This window comes from Candidatus Poriferisodalis sp. (assembly GCF_965221945.1).
GTDB lineage: Bacteria > Actinomycetota > Acidimicrobiia > Acidimicrobiales > Poriferisodalaceae > Poriferisodalis.
In genome coordinates this window covers 3,575,419-3,595,590 of sequence record NZ_OZ244925.1, presented here as the reverse complement: position 1 = coordinate 3,595,590, position 20,172 = coordinate 3,575,419, and the positions used below count along the sequence as shown (strand labels likewise).

At 65.6% G+C, this 20,172-nt stretch carries 14 protein-coding genes; 3 read left to right on the top strand and 11 right to left on the bottom strand.

Annotation, left to right across the window (positions count from 1 at the left end; genetic code table 11):
- Positions 1–14 precede the first annotated feature (14 nt).
- The 4 genes from ACOQPH_RS16860 to ACOQPH_RS16845 form a co-directional block, all read right to left on the bottom strand.
- A complete protein-coding gene (locus tag ACOQPH_RS16860; RefSeq protein ID WP_420622471.1) occupies positions 15–3,527 on the bottom strand; it encodes a carboxypeptidase regulatory-like domain-containing protein in 3,513 nt (1,170 codons plus the stop codon).
- Positions 3,528–3,642: 115 nt separating this feature from the next.
- Complete coding sequence (locus ACOQPH_RS16855) at positions 3,643–3,876, bottom strand: hypothetical protein (protein WP_420622470.1); 234 nt, start codon at positions 3,874–3,876, stop codon at positions 3,643–3,645.
- A 60-nt stretch (positions 3,877–3,936) separates the two neighbouring features.
- On the bottom strand, positions 3,937–4,545 hold the full coding sequence (locus ACOQPH_RS16850) for a hypothetical protein (RefSeq protein WP_420622469.1): 609 nt from the start codon (positions 4,543–4,545) through the stop codon (positions 3,937–3,939).
- Positions 4,546–4,727: 182 nt separating this feature from the next.
- Positions 4,728–5,618 carry an RCC1 domain-containing protein gene (locus ACOQPH_RS16845; protein WP_420622468.1) on the bottom strand — a complete coding sequence of 297 codons (891 nt, stop codon included), beginning with the start codon at positions 5,616–5,618 and terminating at the stop codon, positions 4,728–4,730.
- A gap of 78 nt (positions 5,619–5,696) precedes the next feature.
- Between ACOQPH_RS16845 and ACOQPH_RS16840 the strand changes: the two genes are divergently transcribed.
- Positions 5,697–5,846 carry a hypothetical protein gene (locus ACOQPH_RS16840; protein WP_420622467.1) on the top strand — a complete coding sequence of 50 codons (150 nt, stop codon included), beginning with the start codon at positions 5,697–5,699 and terminating at the stop codon, positions 5,844–5,846.
- A gap of 42 nt (positions 5,847–5,888) precedes the next feature.
- On the opposite strand, the gene ACOQPH_RS16835 is transcribed toward ACOQPH_RS16840, so the two are convergent.
- From ACOQPH_RS16835 to ACOQPH_RS16810, 6 genes are all read right to left on the bottom strand, one after another.
- A complete protein-coding gene (locus ACOQPH_RS16835; protein WP_420622466.1) occupies positions 5,889–7,082 on the bottom strand; it encodes a cell wall-binding repeat-containing protein in 1,194 nt (397 codons plus the stop codon).
- Positions 7,082–8,227 (bottom strand): RCC1 domain-containing protein, encoded by a 1,146-nt coding sequence (locus tag ACOQPH_RS16830; RefSeq protein WP_420622465.1) that lies wholly within the window; start codon positions 8,225–8,227, stop codon positions 7,082–7,084. Before ACOQPH_RS16830 ends, ACOQPH_RS16835 begins: the two co-directional genes overlap by 1 nt.
- Before the next feature lie 24 nt (positions 8,228–8,251).
- On the bottom strand, positions 8,252–9,448 hold the full coding sequence (locus tag ACOQPH_RS16825; RefSeq protein WP_420622464.1) for a cell wall-binding repeat-containing protein: 1,197 nt from the start codon (positions 9,446–9,448) through the stop codon (positions 8,252–8,254).
- A gap of 116 nt (positions 9,449–9,564) precedes the next feature.
- Positions 9,565–11,424 carry a CHAP domain-containing protein gene (locus ACOQPH_RS16820; RefSeq protein WP_420622463.1) on the bottom strand — a complete coding sequence of 620 codons (1,860 nt, stop codon included), beginning with the start codon at positions 11,422–11,424 and terminating at the stop codon, positions 9,565–9,567.
- Between the two features lie 84 nt (positions 11,425–11,508).
- The gene (locus ACOQPH_RS16815; protein ID WP_420622462.1) at positions 11,509–12,489 is read right to left on the bottom strand and encodes a hypothetical protein; all 981 of its coding nucleotides are present in this window, start codon (positions 12,487–12,489) and stop codon (positions 11,509–11,511) included.
- 3 nt (positions 12,490–12,492) lie between these two features.
- On the bottom strand, positions 12,493–12,765 hold the full coding sequence (locus tag ACOQPH_RS16810; RefSeq protein WP_420622461.1) for a hypothetical protein: 273 nt from the start codon (positions 12,763–12,765) through the stop codon (positions 12,493–12,495).
- 233 nt (positions 12,766–12,998) lie between these two features.
- Here ACOQPH_RS16810 and ACOQPH_RS16805 point away from each other — a divergent pair, with 233 nt between their 5' ends.
- On the top strand, positions 12,999–14,750 hold the full coding sequence (locus tag ACOQPH_RS16805; protein ID WP_420622460.1) for an O-antigen ligase family protein: 1,752 nt from the start codon (positions 12,999–13,001) through the stop codon (positions 14,748–14,750).
- 184 nt (positions 14,751–14,934) lie between these two features.
- Entirely contained in the window at positions 14,935–18,399 is a 3,465-nt protein-coding gene (locus ACOQPH_RS16800) for a cell wall-binding repeat-containing protein (protein ID WP_420622459.1), read from the top strand.
- Positions 18,400–18,414: 15 nt separating this feature from the next.
- On the opposite strand, the gene ACOQPH_RS16795 is transcribed toward ACOQPH_RS16800, so the two are convergent.
- Positions 18,415–20,154 carry an RCC1 domain-containing protein gene (locus ACOQPH_RS16795; RefSeq protein WP_420622458.1) on the bottom strand — a complete coding sequence of 580 codons (1,740 nt, stop codon included), beginning with the start codon at positions 20,152–20,154 and terminating at the stop codon, positions 18,415–18,417.
- Positions 20,155–20,172: the final 18 nt, after the last annotated feature.

The following is a 20,172-nucleotide window of genomic DNA, read 5'->3' as shown; positions in this document are numbered from 1 at the left end:
TGCCGAACGCTGATTCAGCTTGTGGGGTGAAGTGCGAACTGGGTTGATGCTGTGGCTGCGGTCACGTAGGTGACCGTGGCCTGGGGTGCGAGTTCGGCGATCCGTGTTCTCAAGGCGCGATCAGCCGGCTCGACCGTGTTGACGAGCACGATGTGCGTCGGCTGGTGCTCGGTGAGCAGCCCAGCGGTGATGTCGCCCAGCTCGCTCTGTTCGGTATACAGAACAGCGGCGCCGTCGAGCGCTGCGGCCAGGGATGCGGCGATGCCGACATCTGGCAGCGACCAGCCATTCGCGATCACTGCGATGGTGGCCCCTTGTCCGAATGCGTGCCGGGCTGACCCGGCAGCAGTCTCGACCCGGGTGGCACCGCCCAGGCGCTCGGGTTGGGTTCCGCCTGCAGCTTCCTGTGCGGCAGCGGCGACTTCGGCACTGAGCGCCCTGGCTCCGCCGACGATCAACACCTGCGTGGGCCGGTGCTCATCGAGAACGTCCCGGGTGGAGTCCCCGAGAGATCCAGCCTGCGCATACAGCACCGCGTCAGCACGGCCCGCAGCCACAGCGGACGCCGCTGTGCCCACGTCGGACAGCGACCAGCCATTCGCGATCACCACCGACGGGTCCGTCGCCTCTGCGAGCACACGCTGGGCGGCCAGCGCAGCGGTGTGGATCCGGTCGGCGCCCGACAGGCGATCCACCTGCACCCCGGTGGCGAGACGGGAGATCTCATCCGCGACGCTCTGGGCGAGCGCGGCAGCTCCCCCGACGAGCAGGACCCTCCCGGGCTGCTGCTGAGCGACCACCTCGGCAACGGCGCTGCCCAGCGAGCCAGCCGACTCGGCGAACACCACCGCATCACCCAGTCCCGCGGCCACCAACGAGGCTGCTGTGCCGATATCGGACAGCGATCCGCCGTTGGCGACGACCAGCGAACTCTCCGAAGTGCCCTCGCATTCGAGCTCCAGCACCAAGCCCAGACGAGGCGGCGGAACCACCAACTCGGCCGTCTCGACGTACGCCGTCGCTGAATCCCCCGCGGCATGACAGCCCGGCGCTTGGGCACGCACCTTCCACAGCCCCGCTACCACGTCCCAGCGGAATTGCCCGTCAGCGCCGGTCACGTCAGGGTTCGTGCTGTTGACCGTGGGATCCATCAGGGCCGAGCCATCGGCGACAGCCTCAAAGTCGGCCACCGCCGTGTCGGGGTTCTCTCGCATCAGCGTCACGGTTGCACCCTCGACCGGCTTGCCGTTCTGATCCTGCACCACCCCCGACGGATCGATATAGATGCTGAACTCGACCGTCTCCGTGGTTCCTGCACAGTTCATATTGATCGTCACGTGCCCTCGGCCCACTGCTTGAAGCTCGCTGGCGGACGCGATCGAGGCCACGTAGGTGCCTGATCCCGCGGGCTCTTCGCTCATCCCGTGCCACGTCGACTGGCCCGACTCGATGTCCGACACCCTCAATGACGCGTTGCCGTCCATGCAACCTTGATGGGTGATGGTGATCGCGTCGCTGGAGCGGAAGCTTGGAATGCCCCCTTGAGCCGATGATGCACCGGTGACGTCGGTGCCCACTGGAGGCGCCACGGCCCGCGGGATGGCCGTCAGGTTGGCATCGATGCCGCTCGTCGCAGCGGACACTGCGACGGTCACCGGACCGGCATCGCTCAGTTCTGCGCGTCCGTCATAGTACTGCGCTACATGCCAGGCAGATGAGAAGTGCACGGAGTACTCACCCGCAGCAGCGGCGAGTCGATACGTCCCGTCCAAAGCAGTCATCACAGACAATGCCTGCCTAGAACGGCCTGACGGTGCTACAGCGACCCGCGCATCACCCACGGGCGAGCCGCCGGAGGTGACCGTGCCGGTGATGTACCCGACACTGAGACGGGCATCGACATCGGTTGTCATTGTGGCGTCGACAACCGCTATGGATTCACGTGTTTCAATCCCTCCAGGCGGGTAGACGTTACGGGCCCCGCCAAACGAGACCGAATAGTCGCCCGCACTCATCAGTGGCGAAACGTAGAAGCCGTCCCCATCTGTGACGGCATCGTACGAATATCCGGAGTTCCCACGGAAGATCACCGGGAAGCCCGAGATCGGTTCACCCGAGCTGTCAGTGACGACGCCGCTGATTCTGCCCCCGGCAGTGACGACAACGTCGACTTGTTCACGGCCGCCTTCGGGCAGGGTCAGCGACGCCGTGACGCTTCCGCCGCCGCGCGGGTAGACGATCACGTCATAATCGTCTGCGGGCACGTCCACAACTTCTGTCGAACCCGACGAGGCTGTCCGCGACCGCAGGCAATTCGGGATGGCGTCGGAGTCCTCAGAGTCCGATCTGCACAACGAGACTGACGCGCCGGGAACCGGAAAACCCAGCGAATCCACGACTCGCACAGACACGGCACCAGCAAGCGACAGCTGTGCGTTGACATCCGACCGGTGCGCACCAGGTCGACCGGAAATGTATGACGCCCCTGCCCATGGATTCAGCCTGTCGTCGTACCACTCGGGCGCATAGCGTCCGTCAGCCGCGAAGAAGCGGATCTGGAATGCGCCAGATGAGCCACTGCAGCGGCGGAAGCTATACGTGCCATCGTCCAAGGTCAGTGCTGCGAAGCCGCCGCTCGCAATGCCGCTTGGACTCGTGACGATGCGGATGCCCCCCAGGCCGGTACCCGAAGTGTCGGTGACTCGTCCTGACAGGGCGGCTCTCTTCGGCAGCTCGAAGTCTACGTTGGCATCTTGACCGCTCGAGATCGTGGCGAGCGTCGGAAAATCTCGATGCGCCTCGTCAATGAGGTCGTATAAGGGAGTGGAGTAACACGTCGCTCCGGCGTACGGTTCCGGAAGATCGCTGGGCAGTACCAGCATGACCTCTCCATCGGGCAGAGCGGGTGTGGCAAAGCTGCCGTCATCGCCGATCTCGAGCGGATAGCGCAAGAATCCGAACTTGCCCTGACTCAGGCTCTCCAGCTTGATTGAGATTCCGTAGACGCCGACAGGCGGCGCAGCGCCGTCCGCGAGGATGCGGCCCGACAACTTGCCTCCGTCAGCGAGCGTGCTATCCACTCCAGTGGTAGTGGCCCATTCGCTGTCGACGTTCAGGACTGTCGGCGCGAGGTTGCCAGCAGGATCCCAGGCGAGGATGAGTGGTTGATCCCAGCGGTCGGAAGGTTTAGCGACGGTGACCGACCAGTTGCCTGATGAATCAGTCACGTCCTCCCCCATGAGCTCGGAACGTGAAATGCGGGGGCGGCGCTGATTGCCCGTCAGATCGACTTGTTCATCACCACACGAAAAACAGAAGACGCTGACGGTAATCCCGCTGAGCGCACTGCCGTTCTCACCGGTAATCGTGCCCGAGTAGGTGTGCATGTCTCCCGGCGCGGCTGCCGCGTGGGGCAGCCCCGCCGCGACCATCGCAACGATGGCCAGCACCATGACTAGCCGTAGCCGGTTCCCGCCTGCGACGCGACGCGCTCTGTGTGCCTCGATGGACGTTGGCGTTGAGGTCATGGCCCTGCCTGGCACGGTTTGGATCGAAGAACAAGACCATAACCGGGCCGACATCGCGGCCAGCGCGATGAGTCCCCTCAGTGGCCGTTCAGCTCACATCACACCGAAGATGCGTTCAGCCTGCAGAGAGTGCGTCGGCGACGAGGTGTTCGGGGAGAGCGCCGGCTGATCGTTCCTCGGTGCCGTCGGTACGGACCAGCACCCAATAGCTGACGAACTTCACGTCGAACTTGTCCCACAAGCCCGCGGAGTCGTCGGGAAGATGGGGGATGTTCTCGAGGCCGAAGCCGCTGACGAACCGGACCATGTCGTCGCGACTGTCTTTGCCCGGTATGCCGATGAGGGTCAAGCTGTCCCCGTGCTGTGCTTTCAGCGCTGCGACCGCAGGCGCTTCACCTTGGCACTCCGCTCAGAGCGGCGACCAGAACCACAGCAGGACATCGCGGCCGACGAGCGACGAGACATCGAACAACTCGCCGTTGAGCCGATGCGCCACCAGCTGAAGCACTTGCTCACGGTCCTCGACAAGGACCGCAGGTGCTTCTTCGGGCGAGTCGCTCGCCGTGTCGGACTCAGTTGACACCTCATCGTCGGACGGCGTGTCGTCGACTGCTGCTTCCTCCTCTGCATCCGGGAGCGAATCGTCGCTGGCCGCATCGTCGCTGAGTTCGTCGGCGTCCGCGGCTTCGTTCGAGCTGCCGCCTCGGCCGTCGCTGTCCTGGCCATCGTCGCTCGGGACGTCATCGTCGTCCACAGGGCTGACGGTGATCGTGTCTCCGTCGTCAACGTCGAAATCCTCGGCGTCATCGTGTTCCACTACGTCCTCGACGTCGTCGGGCTCATCTGCGGTTGGATCGTCGGGCTCATCGACGATTGTCTCGACAACATCTGTCTCGATGCCATCGCCGAGATCATCGGAGCCTTCGAGCCCGGCGACACGCTCATCTGCGTCTGTCACCTCACCTGCTGAGGGCTGGTCGGGATCTGACTGATCCGCCACGCCGACCTCGCCAGTCACAGCGGCACCTTCAGCCGGCACCGTGTTGTCGGCACGCGTCGTCGGAACGTCTACACCTACATCGGTGGGCTCTCGTCCGTCACCGCTGCCACAGCCAACCAGGACAGAGGCGCAGACCAAGGCGCCCGCTACAGCGACGACTGGACGTCGTAGCCGACGCGTCGATCGAGCGCTGCCGGTTGTCACCACCATCGAAGGTATTCCACGCCTTCGTCAGTGTTGATCGCATAGGAGTGTCCGCCATACGCCGAGAGCGATATGTGCGTGTACCGGCCCGGTGGTACCCGTCTCGCTGCATAGCTGTTTGCACCCCAGCAGGCGATGGTCCCGCCGGACCTGATCCCGCACGAATAGCCGTTGGTCGACCAGTGGCCGCTGCCAGCCGCGACCGAAGTGAATGTGCCTGTCGGCGCCTTCAGCTGGCCATACCTATTGTCGCCCCAGCAGGCGACGGACCCGTCGGACCTGATCGCACACGAATGGGCGTGACCTCCAGAACTCGGCGCAGAGACCGAAATCGCTGTGAACGCGCCCTCGGGCGCATCCAGCTGATTCGATCGGACATCCGTGCACTCGGTGCCGCCGGTCCCGCTTTGGCATGACTGGTACTCATTGTTGCCCCAGCAGGTGATGGACCTGTCAGACTTGATCGCGCACAAGAAATCACGGCCTGCCGAGACCGCTGTGAACGTGCCCTCCGGCGCTTCCAACCGGCCCTGAGCGCTGCTGCCCCAGCACGTGATGGCTCCGTCGGTCTTGATCCCGCATGAGAAGTCGCTGCCGGCCGAGACCGCTGTGAACGTGCCCTTCGGCGCGTCCGACTGGCCCCGCCAGTTGATTCCCCAGCAGGCAACAGTCCCATCGGTCTTGATCCCACAGGAGTGGTATTGACCAGCCGAGACCGCGGTGAACCTGCCATCGGGGGTGTCCAGCTGGCTATATCGGTTCTCCCCCCAGCACTCAAGGATGCCACCGGGTTTGATTGCGCAAACGTGGTCCTGCCCAGCCGAGACCGCGGTCGTTCGGGTCGGATGCCCTGTGCTGAGAGCATCGGCGATCAGGAATGCCGGCATCGCGCTCTCCTGCCCCGCTGAGATCTCAGTCCCGTCGGCGCGGATGAGTGCCCACGAACTCCAGCCGTACCTTCCGCCATGACCGAAGAACACAGACGACAGGTCCCCCAGGTTGATGATGGTGGGGACGTCTTCGAGGCCGTGCTCGCTGATGAACGCCGTGAGGTCGGCGTGGTCGAAAGTTCGGCTGGTGACGCCGACGATGACCAGATTGTCTCCGTGCTGTGACTTGAGCGCTGCGACCGCAGGCGCGTGCCTTCGGCAGAAGCCTCAGAACGGCGACCAGAACCACACCAGCACGTCACGGCCTGCGAACTCCGAGACGTCGAGCAGTTCGCCGTTGATCCGCGTGGCTGCGAGCCGCAGCACCTTCGACCGATCCTCCGCCGGGTCGCTCTGGATGTCGTAGCGGCTGAGGAGGATGCGGCTGTGTGCGAGCAGGGCAGCCTCGGAGGCGATCTCGATCCGGTCGGCACCGGTAATGCGGGTCTGGGGGGTGTCCAGCGGGAGCCGGCCCAAGTCCTCAGCGAGCCCATCGGTGAGCACGGAGTTGCCCACCAACACCACCTCTGAAGGAACGAGCTGGTCGAGCGCATGCGAGAGCGATTCGTGCGCGCCCTCGTAGGAGAACAGCGCGCTGCCGCCCAGCGCGGCCGCCAGCGGCGCGGCCACGCCGACGTCTGGCGTCGACCAACCGTCCGCGATCACCACAGGCCGCCCAGTGGGAGCGTTCCCGTAGAGCGCGGCCCGCGCCGCGGTGTCGATGCGGTCGGTGCCAGCGAACCGCTGCGTGGGCACATCCGGCAACAGCTCCGCCAACGCGGTGTCGATGTCGCCCGACAGTGCCCCCGTGCCTCCCACGATGATCACCTGGGACGGCGCGAACTGCTCAAGCGCCTCGGCGGCCGGGGCCCCCAGAACATCTCTCGCTGCGTACAGGACACTGCCGCCAAGCCTCGCCGCCAGCGGCGCAGCAGTACCAACATCGGACGGCGACCAGCCGTTGGCCAAGATGACCGGACGGTTCTGTGGAACCGCCAGCTCAACCGACGCAGCACGCGCCGCGGTGTCGTATCGATCAGCGCCGCTGAGACGCTCCACCGTCGCACCGGGCAGCAGGCTCTTGACCTCGGCCTCCACCTCCGCGGACAACGCCGCAGCCCCGCCCACCAGAACCACCCGCGACGGCACCAGCTTGCCCAATGCACTCACCGTCGCCGATCCCAGCGACTCCGTCGACGCATACAGCATCACGCCATCAAGACGACCGGCAAGTGGCGCAGCGACACCCGCATCAGGCGCCGACCACCCATTCGCAATCACCACCACACCAGAACCGCCCGACTGCGCCGACGCCGGATCTACGGGCGCGAGTCCGGCCGCCACCAGCACCGCGATGCACAACCCGGCCACCACCCGGCGCAACGGCCTGGCACAGCGAGGCGAAGCGCCGCTGCTGCTCATCAGCCCCACACCACGTACTCCACGACTCCGTCAGCGCTGATCGCGTACGAGTGCCCGAAGTACGTTGCCACCGCAACGTGCGTGAACTGGCCCGGCGGAATCCGCTTCACCGGCTGATAACTGCGGTTGCCCCAGCAGGCGACGGTTCGGTCGGTCTTGATACCGCACGAATGCCTGTAGCCAGACGAAATTGTCGTGAACGTGCCCTCGGGCGGGTCCGATTGACCTGTTTCGTTGTCGCCCCAGCAGGCGACGGTTCGGTCGGTCTTGATGCCGCACGAGTGCTTGTAGCCAGATGAGATCGTTGTGAAGGTGCCCTCGGGCGCATCCGACTGGCCCTCGCCATTGCGGCCCCAACAAACGACGGACCCGCCGGTCTTGACACCACACGAATGCTCATGGCCAGACGAAATCGCCGTGAACGTGCCCTCGGGCGCACCCGACTGGCCCTCGCCATTGCGGCCCCAACAAACGATGGACCCGCCGGTCTTGACACCACACGAATGCTCATGGCCAGACGAAATTGTCGTGAACGTGCCCTCGGGCGCATCCGACTGACCCGAGCCATTGCTGCCCCAACAAACGACGGTTCTATCGGCCCTGATACCGCAGGAAAATTCGTTGCCGGCCGAGATCGCTGTGAACGTGCCGTCAGTTCCGAGCGGTCCCGACTGGCTCATGCTCATGCACTCGCGCCAGTACCCCCCGCCGGAACATGCGGGCGAGATCACGGTGGTGAATGTGCCCTCAGGCCCGTCCAGTACATCGCTCCCGGTTTCCCCCCAGCACTCGACGGTGCCGCCGGGCTTGAGGGCGCAAGCATGATTTCTCCCTGCCGCCAGGGCGACGGTTCGGGTCGGGCGCCCAGTGCTGAGGGCATCAAGGATCATGAAGATCGGCACCGCTGTCGTCACGGGTACTGTCACAGTCCCGTCGGCGCGGACAAGAACCAACGATCCTGAGTAGACGGAGGTGCCCCCCCTTGGGTGGGTGAAGAATGGGCCGCTCGCTCCCAGAAGGTGGGGGATGTTTTCGACCCGTCGGCTGAAGCCCAAGAGGTCGTCGTGATCGACACCGCTGCTGAGGAACGGGGCGCCGATGATGGCCAGATTGTCCCCGTGTTGTTTCTTGAGCGCTGCGACCACAGGCCTCTGGCGAAGGCAAAGGCCTCAGAACGGCGACCACAGCCACAGCAGCACATCGCGTCCGGCAAACGCCGAGCGGTCGAACGGTTGGCCGTTGATCTGAAGCGGACCGACTCTGTTTCCTTCGTCGTCATATGTTGTGCGACCTATGTTCCTCAAGCTGGGGCGATCCTCGACTGGGTCGCTTGGGGGGTCGTAGCGGCTGACGAGTACGCGGCTGTGTGCGAGCAGGGCGGCCTCGGCGGCGATCTCGATCCGGTCAGCGCCGGTGATATGGGTCCGCGGCGTGTCCAGCGGCAGCCGATTTAGGTCCTCGGCCAGGCCGTCGCTGAGCACCGAGTTGCCGACCAGCACCACCTCAGAAGGAACCAGCTGTTCGAGCGCGTGCGATCGCCCTTCGTGTGCGCTGGCCGAAGAGAACAGCACGCTGCCGCCCAGCGCCGCCGCCAAGGGCGCGGCCACACCCACATCTGGCGTCGACCAGCCATCCGTTATCACCACGGGCAGCCCGGTGCGGGCTCCGTACAGCGCGGCCCGCGCCGCAGTGTCGATGCGGTCTGTACCAGCGAACCGCTGGGTGGGCACATCGGGCAACAGCTCCGCCAAAGCGGTATCGATGTTGCCCGACAGCGCCCCCGTGCCTCCCACGATGATCACCTGGGACGGCGCCAACCGCTCGAGAGCCCAGGAAGCCGAACCCCCCAGCACGTCTCTCGCCGCGTACAGGACACTGCCGCCGAGCCTCGCCGCCAACGGCGCCGCAGTACCAACATCAGACGGCGACCAGCCGTTCGCCAAGATGGCCGGACGACCCTGCGCAACCGCCGGCTCGATCGACGCGGCACGCGCAGCGGTGTCATATCGATCCGCGCCGCTGAGACGCTCCACCGCCGCGTCCGGCAGCAGGCTCTTCACCTCAGCCTCCACCTCAGCAGACAACGCCGCTGCACCGCCCACCAAGATCACCCGCGACGGCGACACCGTGCCCAACGCAGATACCGTCGCAGCACCCAGCGACTCCGTCGACGCGTACAGCATCACGCCACCCAAACGCCCCGCCAGCGGGGCCGCGGTACCCGCATCAGGCGCCGACCACCCATTCGCAATCACCACCACACCAGAACCGCCCGACTGCGCCGACACCGGGCCAACCGGCGCGAAGTCGGCAGCCACCAGCACCGCGACACACAACCCGGCCGCGGCCCGTCGCCAAGTCACCACGCGGCAACGAAACGCCGGCCGCATGTGCATCATCGCCACTCCCCAGCTCGAAGCTGCACCTAGTGCCGTGCCGAGACTACGCCAGCGCTGTCATGAGGCTGTGGCCTGCCGTGCTCCTAGGGGTTGGCCTGCTCGAAGTGGATGAAGTTGTCGGGCCAGCTGGCTTGTCCTCTGGTCAGCGTCCTTGTCCGGTGGTGACACGCAGGTCTTGCGAAATTCATCTCGGAGATGGTGATCTGGTTGCCATCGGCTGAGACGCTCTCCACATAGGCAACATGACCGTACACACGGTCGGTGGCACACGACTTGCCGTTGCATTCCTGACCCCAGTGCGCGACCGAGCCACGTGAGGGATTCTGGTCGACCGGTATGCCGACACCGCTTGCAGATCCGGCCCAGTTCTCGGCGTTGCTCCAAATGTGAAGCCAAGCGTTCGCGCCTGGGTGCCAGCGGCGTGGGAGGTCAGTGCGAGGCCTGCCGTTGCTGTACGAGTTGGAGAATCCGATGCCGGCATCGTTCAATCGCCATGCGACATATGACGTGCATTGGCCTGCGTAGAAGCTCCAGGGATCTACGCCGCCGCAGCCTTCGCCGTGGGGGTAGTCGCGTGGATTGGCCGGGGAAATGCGATCGGAAGTCGTCTGGCTCGGAGCTCCCGGTGTCGTGATCGACACGCGCGCCGCTGGGCCCATAACGCTCCCGTTGACCGCTCGAATCTCGAACGTGTAGGCGGTGTCCCACAGCGCGTTGTCGAGTCCATGGCTCGTGAATTGCGTCGACTCATCCCAACTGCGACCTGCACGCGACAGCACGTACTCGTAGCCGGTGTACGACGAGCCGTCTGCCAGCGACGGCGGCGACCACGTGAATCTCACGCATCCACGCTCATGTTCCGCGCAGTTGAAGAACGTGGCCTGCAAGTTCGTGGGAGCGGCAGGCGTGCCCGTGATCTGCGTCGTCGTCTTGCAGTTGGAGACGCATCGGGCGCGGATGGCGTCGACACCAAAGTTGCTGCGCCACAACTCGACCCGCTTGTAGTGCTGGTCGGAGTTGTTGTCGCGCAGCACTACCGACGCCGCGCCGCCGTTGAAGTCGAACTGGCCCAGCGACGTCCAGGCCCTTTGCCCGCACTCGTTCGCCTGATTCACCGCAACCTCGCGCGTGAACCCAGGGCCCCTCACCTCGTAACGCACCGTCGCCACCGAATGCTCACAGGGCACGAACACCTGCAATTCCTGAGTGCCGAGCCGGTTGCCCAGATTCCACACAGCCGTGTTCACCGCGTTGGCATCGCCGCCGATGGCATAGGTGTAGCTGTAGTTGTTCGACCCGTACCCCCGACCGGCCTGACCCGCATACCAATACTCAGACGGGCCGTGCAGGTCCGGATTGTCGAAGGCCTGCCAACCCGTCTGTCCAACTGTCATCGTCATGCCGTTGCAGCCCGAGACACAACGTGCGCGGATTGCGTCGACACCGAAGCCGCTGCGCGGGAATCCGTCACGGTCGTGATGCTGGTCGGAGTTGTTGTCGCGCAGTGTCACCGACGCCGCTCCGCCGCCGAAGTCGAACTGGCCGAGCGAGGTCCACGCCGTGTGCCCGCACTCATTCGCCTGATTCACCGCGACCTGGCGGGTGAATCCGGGGCCCCTCGCCTCGTAACGCACCGTCGCCACCGAGTGCTCGCACGGCACAAAGACCTGGAGCTCCTGGGTGCCGGCCCGACTGCCGAGATTCCACACAGCGGTGTTCACGGCGTTGGCATCGCCGCCGATGGCATAGGTGTAGCGGTAGTTGTTCGACCCGTACCCCCGACCGGCCTGACCTGGGAACCACGACGCGGCCGGACCCTGAAGGTCCGGGTTGTCGAAGACATCCCAGCTGCTCGAACCAGTCTGTGCTCCGGCAACTTGAGGGGCGGCCAGCGTCGGAGCGGCAGTGACGAAGAGCGCCGCCGCGATGAGGGAGATTGCCATGCGCCTTCGGCGACGTGACGAGGGCCGATGGCTGGTTCGTGTGGCTGAAGTCATTGGATTCGTGCCTCCGTCCTCGTTGTGCGCCTAGTTCTCGGCGTCCGCATCACCGGGCTCGTCGCCGCCGCCGACGTCGCCGGCGTCATGGCCGGACGAGCTGGTCGCACGTGCGAGCTCGATGATCAGATCGGCGACGGCCTTCTGAGTCGCCCAGCGGTCAGATCCCGACACCCGAGTCGGAGTCGGGATGTCGAAGTGTCGGTTCAGCCACGAGTCCGAAATGGCGCCGGCGCCGCCCACCACGAATGCGGTGGCAGCGCTGTTCGCTTCGTCGCGGCTGCTGCTCGCCGGCGCCTGATTGCTCTGCGGATCGCCGACATCAACGAGACAGCGGGCCGAGGCGCTGATCGTCTGGAGCACATCGAGCGCCTCGGCGAGCATGTTTGCCGCTGCCCGGTCCTCGACGACGTTCAGCTTCACCAGCACCGTGTGCTGTGTGCAGTCGGTGTTGGGCGGCAGCGTCGGCGAACTGGCCTGTGACCCGCTGTAGGGCTCGAGCGGCTGGCCGAGCGTCAGTCGAATGATGGCGTTGGCGACTTCAGCCTGAGTCTCCCAACGGTTCCCACCGGCAATCCTCGTCGAGCTGTTGACACCCAACGTCCCGGTCAGCCATGCATCTGGAATCGCGCCTGGCCCCCCGACCACGTAGACGCGGTCTGCCCCCGATGCCTGCTGGCGCGTTCCGGCGGGAACGTGTCCCGTCGAAGGATCGCCGGCGTCAAGGAGGCATCGCCCGCTTCGTGTCAGGCTCCGGACGGTCTCGGCGAGCATGTTCGCCGCCGCCCGGTCCTCAATGACCGACAGCTTGGCGACCACTGCATCGCCATCGCACCCGGTATTGGGCGGAAGCGACGGCACCGCTGCACCGACGTCAGCGGGCGCAATGAGAACCAGCAGGAACACGAACGAGAGACCCGCCGCTGCCCGTCGCCGCCACCGGATCCGTCGGTTCGATGATCTCGAGCGCCTCATGGCGTCACCGGGTGACATCGCATCTGACTCGCGCATGGCTCAATTCGCCCTTTCGTTACCGGTGATTTCGCATGGCTCTGATTGCTCGACGCCGGGGTACGTCACCAAACTCGTGTCGGTCCAGTACCTGCACCAGGCGTGCAGCCGTTTCCCGCTCGAGACCCACTCGCTCGCGGCATCCCGGTTGCGGTCGTAGGTGCCCGCGCTGATGTTGACGGATTGCTGCTGACCGACTCCCAGCCACAAACCGCCGTCGATGACGTCACAGGAAGTGCCGAGAATGAAATTGTCGCCGCCGTCTCGTAGCGTCATCTGCAATGCCACGCGGACAGGACTTCCGCTCTGATTGCGAACCGACCATTCACAGCGCGCATGTTGGTAAGCATGGCGGTATCTCGTGAAAGCGCTTCCAGCAGAGACACGGCAGCGCACCGTAACTGCGCGGCAATTCATATGCAAGTGGAAGACGTGGGTTTGCTCTGGTGACAGCCGCTAGCGCGCGACCGACACCTCGACAGCGGCGCGAGTCATCGCAGTCTGGATCAGTGCTGTTCGCCGGACTGGCTCTCGTGGTTGTCGGTGCCGGTGCAGTCTTCGATCCTTGGGGGTGGAGCGGTTACCTGTCCGTCAAGGTGATAGCCGTCGGGGCCGGCCTAGCGCTGTTGGCACTGTCACTGGGTCGGACTGGGTCGCTCGTCGTTCCTTGGGGCGCCTGGAGCGCATCTGCGGGCGTGCTGGGCGTGCTGATGGTGCTCGCGACCGTCCTCAGCGGGACTGTGTGGCGTTCGGTGCTGGGTGCACCTCTGCGGCTTGAGGGAATGCTGGCATGGTTCGGTTTCGCGACTGCGTTCGCTGTGGGGCTATCGCTTCGAAGGCAGCACGGGGATGTCGCGACGGACGCTCTCGTCCGTGTTGTGGTCATCGCGGTCATCGTGGTCGGTGCGGTGGGCATCGGAGAACTCGCCGGCGTCGAAGTGGACAGCGATCTGATCGAGTTCCATGGCCGCGTGCGCTCAACGCTCGGCAATCCGGCCGCGTTCGCGGGCTTCATGCTTCTTGTCGCTCCGCTGGCGGCCACTGCGTGGCTGCGACAGGATTGGTGGCGGTGGGCAGGCGTTGGCGCTGCATGCCTCTCACTGGTTGGCATCGCCGCGGCGCAGAGCCGCGGAGCGTGGCTTGCTGCTGGCGTCGTCGTCGTTGCCGTCGCCGCCATGCGGTTGCGCGGACAATTTCGCTGGGTTGCAGCGGCCGCACTGTTGGCCGCGGCGGCCGGATCGGCGTTCACCGGCCGGTGGCACCAGGCCGTCGCTGACTTCGGCGAGCGGGCTGCGATCTGGCGTGTCGCTGTGTCGGCCATTGGCGACAATCCGGTGTTGGGCGTGGGGCCGGAGGGCTTCATCGTCGCTTTCGGCGAACGCGTCAGCGACGAGACCATCCGTGAGATTGGACGGGCCGCGGTGGTGGACCGCGCCCACAACGGCGTCTTGGACTTCGCGGTGTCGTTCGGGGGCATCGCCGGGCTGCTGTTCACGGTGCTGTTGGGAGCTGTCGGCGTCGCTGCATTGAAGGCAGTGCGCGGCGGCGACTGGCGGCTGGTCGCGCTCGCAGCCGGCGTCATGGCATATGGACTGCAGCAACTGGTTCTGTTCGCGCACCCAGCGGTTGACACGGTGTGGTGGCTGATGATCGGGTTCCTCGTCGCCGACACCGCCCTCCCAGTCCGGTCGATGCCGCGCACCGCAGCGGTCGCGGCGGTCGCGGTCGCCGCTGCACTCGTCGTCAACTCGGTCTCCGTGCTGCGGAACGACCGTCTGTACAAACAGGCGCTGGATGCGTCTTCGATCCCTGGCGCGTACGAACCCCTCGATCGCGCCGCTTCGCACCGGCCATTCGATGACGCGAGCTATGCGCTCATGGGCGAACTCGTGGGTGCCGCGCCCGACGTCTCGATTGTGCTGCGCGGCGTCGAGCGTCTCAGCGATGGCGCTGAGCGCAACCGCGGCAACGAGCTTGTCGTGCTGGCGCTCGCCGACGCCCAGCTTCAGGCGTTCCGGCTCGCGGGACAACCTTCGTTCGCTGCGGATGCCAATCGAACACTGTCATCGCTGATCGCCACACAGCCCGCAAACGGTGACGCGTACCTCCGGCGCGGCATCGCCCGCTACTACCTCGGTGACAACGACGCAGCTCGCATCGATTGGCAGCGCGCCGCGCACCTCATGCCCCAGCGCGCAGAACCCCGCGACTACCTCACAGCGGTCAACGGCGACGGCTCGGGCGAGCCTGGCCTGCCATGAGGCGAGAGTCTTGGGGATGTCCTCGCTGTCGGAAGGCGTCTGCGAGCTGTGCCATGGGTCCCGGGCACGCAAGATGCTGCGAGGCTTGAGGGCTAGCCATACTTTGAGCATCAGTGAATGACGTTCACGGCCCGTCGGCCGAGATTGCATAATGCAAAGGTCCGGCGCGCCAGCGGAGGTTCAGATGACACCAAGCACCAGCGACGGCACACGACCAGAATCCAAGGCCAAGCGCTATTGGACGACCGCGATACTGGTCGCCCTGGTCGCGCTGGGCGCGACAGTCATCGGCGCCGTGTCTGCCGTCAGTGCAGAGCCCGGCGACACCCATACCTTCTCAGGCACGATCACAGCCGAGGACGGCGGGGCTCCGTTGAGTGGCATCAACGTCAGCGTGTTCTGCCAATCGGGCGATTGCGGGGGAACGCACTCGGATCCCTCGGAGAATCCGCGACGCCCGTGGCCCGTAGGTGCACGGCTCTTGGCCGAGGGCTCGACCGACGAATCCGGCAACTGGTCACTCACCGTTGCTGAACCGATGTCCCCCACGCCGATCATCCTGGCCTGGGATCCTGAAGGCGACCTCGCGACGGCGCGCCTTCGCGCGTGGAGGTGGGCCGACACGACAGGCGTGGACGCGACGCTCGCTGACGGCGGCGTGCTGTCGGGTCGCATCACGGCAGATGGCAAGGCACCGCCCACTGGGGACTACACGGTGAGGGGTGACCATTTCGAAGTGTCCCTGCCGTCGCTCGGACTCCTCGTCAGTGCCGACGGTCACTACGAGACACCGGCTCTGCCCGCTGCAACCTACTACTTGGTCTTCCCGTCGGATCTGCCCGAACCCTATTCGTATCTCTCCACCTGTGCCTATGGCCAAGTACACGGCTCGCGAACGCTCGGGGTCATCGTCGACAGCGAGGATGTCGTGGTCGACTACGAACTGGCTGAACCGGTTGTGGTGTCCGGACGTGTCGCGGACGGTGCCGGCGGAGGCCTGGCAGGAATCGACGTCATCTCCAGCCCCTTTCTCTCCTCGAGTCCGTGGGGTCTGTCGAATGCGCAATTCCGCGCGCTCACCGACGACGACGGCAGCTACAGCTTTGCGTACTGCCCCGGCGCGGCTCTGCAACTCGCATTTGTGTCGACTGACGGCAGCTACGTCTCTGAGGCCTACGACGATCACCCCATCTTCAACGACGTTGGGCCCACGGACTCCGTAATGATCCCGGAGACGGGATCGGTGTCGAATCTCGACGCAGAACTGTCGCGGCCGGGCACCATTTCGGGCAGCGTCACTGACTGGCTCGGTTTGCCCGTTACCGGTGTATCCGTCTCGCTGTGCGAGCCACGGGAAACCGAGGATCAGAGGTCGACTTGCCGTCTGCGGGCGCGCGCGACGCAGTCGGGCTCTTTCGAATTCACGGGATTGCCTGGGGGCAGCTATGAAATCGCAACGGACCGGGGAACGGAACTCGAATCGGTGACCCTGGCTGATGGTGGTAGCAGCCATGTCGACGTCGTCATCACGACTGGCGGCCGAATTGCCGGCACGGTTACCGATAGCGCCGACGCGCCCATTGCCGGTTTCCCCGTGGCGTTTGGCTGGTCCGGTAATCGGGTGCTGACCGCCGCGGACGGTTCCTATGTGACTCCGCTGCTCAGTGCAGGCACGAACCGGATCTTGTTCGGCAGCATCTCGCGACACGACGCTGTGGCGGTTTCCGACGGCCAGTTGACCGAGGGCATTGACGCTCAGCTCGACGTGGGTTACATCTCGGGCACTGTCAGCTCGGGGGGCTCACCACTGGGCGATGTCCAAATCTCGCTCGCACCCGTGAGCGCTTCGAGGTTCTTGAGGTTCAGTTTTGCGGGAGTGACTTCAGCGGACGGTACGTACCGGATTGCGGCGGCGCCAGGCGAGCACAAGGTGCAGTTCTCGTCTCCGTGGCATGTGCAGCAGTTCTACGACGCTCGCTCTTCGGGAGACGACGCTGACAGCGTCACGGTTGTCGCTGGCAGCGCCGCGGGCGGCATCGATGCACAGCTCGTGGCTATTCCGTCGCCGGTGGCCCCACCAGAGGGCACCGATGTCGGCGGATGGTCGTCGTCTCGGGACGGGATCCCCACGTTCGGGGCCAGTGACACGATCACCATCAGCCACAACGGATGCAGCGGCGGATGGGCCTCCGCGCGTATTGCTGAGCCGGACGGCACAAGGGGCCGTGGCGTCCGTTTGATCGAGGCACCGTCTGGATCGGGCACCTATGTCGGCTCGGTGGAGACTGACACACTCAACATCACAGGCCGGGCGCAGGTCACGATCACCGTACGCTGCGACGGAGCATCCGAGCCAGTCGAGTTCAGCGTCTATATCGACCCGTCGGGCGTGGTCGTGGATCAGTTCGGCAAGCCAGTCGTCGGCGCCACGGTGACGCTGCTGCGTGAAAATCCCGGCACCGTAGCCGTCGACTTCGACGCCGTCGCCGACGGCTCGGTGCTGATGGATCCCGCCGTCAACGGCACAAATCCGGACATGACCGGTGCCGAGGGCCAGTTCCGCTGGGATGTCGTGGCGGGTCTGTGGAAGGTTCGCGCCGAGGCGGATGGATGCCACGCACCAGGAAACCCGTCGACTGCGTTCGTCGAGACCCCTGAATTGGAGGTTCCGCCGCCACAGCTGGGTCTGGTGTTGGAGCTTGAGTGCGAACGCGCTCTCGCCGGGGTGCTGGTGGTCGCGAACAGCGGGTCGCTTTCTGACGTGGGCACAGCGGCATCCATGGTCGCAGCCGGACTGGGCGACGCCGTGGTGTTCGCAGAATCGGCGGACGCGCTCGGCAGCGACGCCGCGGGGGTCGTGTCCCAGCAGCAGCCGCAACGAGTCGTGTTCGTCGGCGGCACGGCTGCGTTGGCCGCGAGCATCGAGAACGAGGTGCGCAGCCTGGCCGAGGGAGTGCAGGTGGAACGGTTGGCGGGCACCGACCGGATCCACACCGCCGCGCTGGCCGCACAGCAGGTGCTCGCCGAAGTGGCGTCCCCGACGGTGGTGCTCGCAAACGGCTGGTCGCTGTCCGATGTGGGTACCGCTGCGTCCGCGGTGGCGTCGGGTCGCGCCGACGCCGTGCTGTATGCGACGGCTAGGTCGCTGGGCGACGCCACTCGCGACGTCCTCGAAGATCACGAGCCCCAACGGATCCTGGTTGTGGGCGGCGCGGCTGCGCTGAGCGATGTCGTCGCCACCCAAGCCCAGATGGCCGCAGGTGGCACCACGCCGCAGCGCCTGGGAGGCGCGACGCGCGTCGAGACCGCCACGCTCTCGGCACAGCAATCATTCCGAGCCGGTGCCACCACCGCGGTGATCGCAAACGGCTGGGCGCTTGCCGATGTCGGCATCGCCGCCGCGATTGCAGCAGCGCTCGATAACAGCGCCGTGCTCTACGCAAGCCCTGGAATGCTCGACGACGCAACCGCGAAGGTGTTGACCGATCACCGGCCCACACAGATCCTGATCGTGGATTCCGCAGATCCCGCTGACCAGGCATTGAGAACCCAGATCGCCCAGATCGCGCCGGACGCTGTGGTCATCGTGGTCTCGACGCCCGCACAGTCCACTCAACGCGCGCTCGGCACCGCCGGATCATCTCCCTAGCGACATAGGGCCGTGTCAACGGATCTGAAGGTAAAACTCACCCCAACACGTCAGCGTCCCGTCGCCTCGCACACCGCACGTGGTCGCAAGAGAGGCACTCACGTCAACGAACGAACCTGCACGCGCCTCGGCCTGATTCCGGTGGTTGTAGCCCCAACACGTCAGCGTGCCGTCCGTTCGCAGACCGCATGAATGCCAGTGTCCGAGCGCCACTGCGTCGAACGCGCCACTCGGCGCCTCGACCTGCCCGTCGCAATTGAAGCCCCAACAGGTCAATGTGCCGTCGGCGCCGATCCCGCACGTGTGATCACTGAATGGGCCACTTCCGATTGACTCGAATTGCGTGCGCGGCGTGCGCAACTGGCCGAACGTCCCCGTACCCCAGCACTCTGCCTGTCTGCTGGGCCTGAGGCCGCAGGTGTGATATTTGCCACTGGCGAGGGCGATGAAGGTGCCTGCCGGCGCATCAGTTTGTCCTGCCCTGTTGTCGCCCCAGCACGCAATGGTGCCGCTGTCGCGCAGCGCGCAGGCGTGCTCAGCGCCAGCGACGACATCGGTGTACGAACCGACCGGTGCATCGAGCTGTCCTCGGTCGTTGGTTCCCCAACACTCCACGGCGCCGTTGCTGTGCACCCCGCAGACGAAGCCTCTCCTACCGACCGCGAGTGTGATGAAGGTGCCGTCCGGCACAGCGGTCAGACTGTCGCCAGCGTCCGCAGAGAAGTGCCAGCAACGCGCAGCGCCGTGGATGGTCAGGCCACAGGCGAAGTTGTATCCAGTGGAGACTGCCTCAAATTGCGCTCCTGGCGCGTCGGCCTGGCCGAAGTGACTGCGGCCCCAGCACACCAATGGACCGTCTCGCTCGATGCCGCACGCGTGCTCCGCGCCGGCGCCCAATGCCGAAAACGTGCCTGCGGGTGCTTCGGCCGGCACGAAGACCCTGTTTCCGGCTGTCCACTGACCATCGATCACTTCGCTCGGCTGCTGGCCTGCAAAGAACTTGCCCCAGCACGCGATGCTTCCTTCGACGCGAAGCGCGCAGGAGTGGTTTGTGCCGGCGCTGATGGCAATGAAGCTCCCCGCCGGCGCCGTCGCCTGGTTCTTCTCATCGTCGCCCCAGCATTCGACGGTGGCGTCATCCCGCAGCCCGCACGAGTGTGATCCGCCTGCGGCGATTGCCGTGAAGGTCCCCGTCGGCGCGTCGGCCTGCCCCCTGAGGTTGCTCCCCCAACAGGCGACGGTGGTGTCATCCCGCAGCCCGCACGAGTGTGATCCGCCTGCGGCGATTGCCGTGAAGGTCCCCGTCGGCGCGTCGGCCTGCCCCACGTGGATGCTCCCCCAACAGGCGACGGTGCCATCGCTCTGCAGACCACACGAATAGAACCAACCCGCTGCGAGGTCAATGAAGGTCCCCGTCGGCGCGTCGGTCCGCCCGAGCCGGTTACTCCCCCAGCAGACAGCACTGGCGTCATCTCGCAACGCGCACGAATGCCGAAAGCCCACGGCGATTGCCGTGAAGTTCCCCGTCGGCGCGTCGGCCCGCCCGTCTCGGTTGTTCCCCCAGCAGACGACACTGGCGTCATCTCGCAACGCACACGAGTGTTCGCTGCCACCCTCGACCGCGACGTAGCCCGGCGCAGTTGCCTCCACGATTGCCTCTGCAGGCCGGGCAGTACTGAGGACCGAGATGATGAGGACCGCGATGATCAGGACGGCCAGGCACACCGATCCGGCGCCGGAGCGTAGGTGCGGCATCACGCCTGCGGATACTTG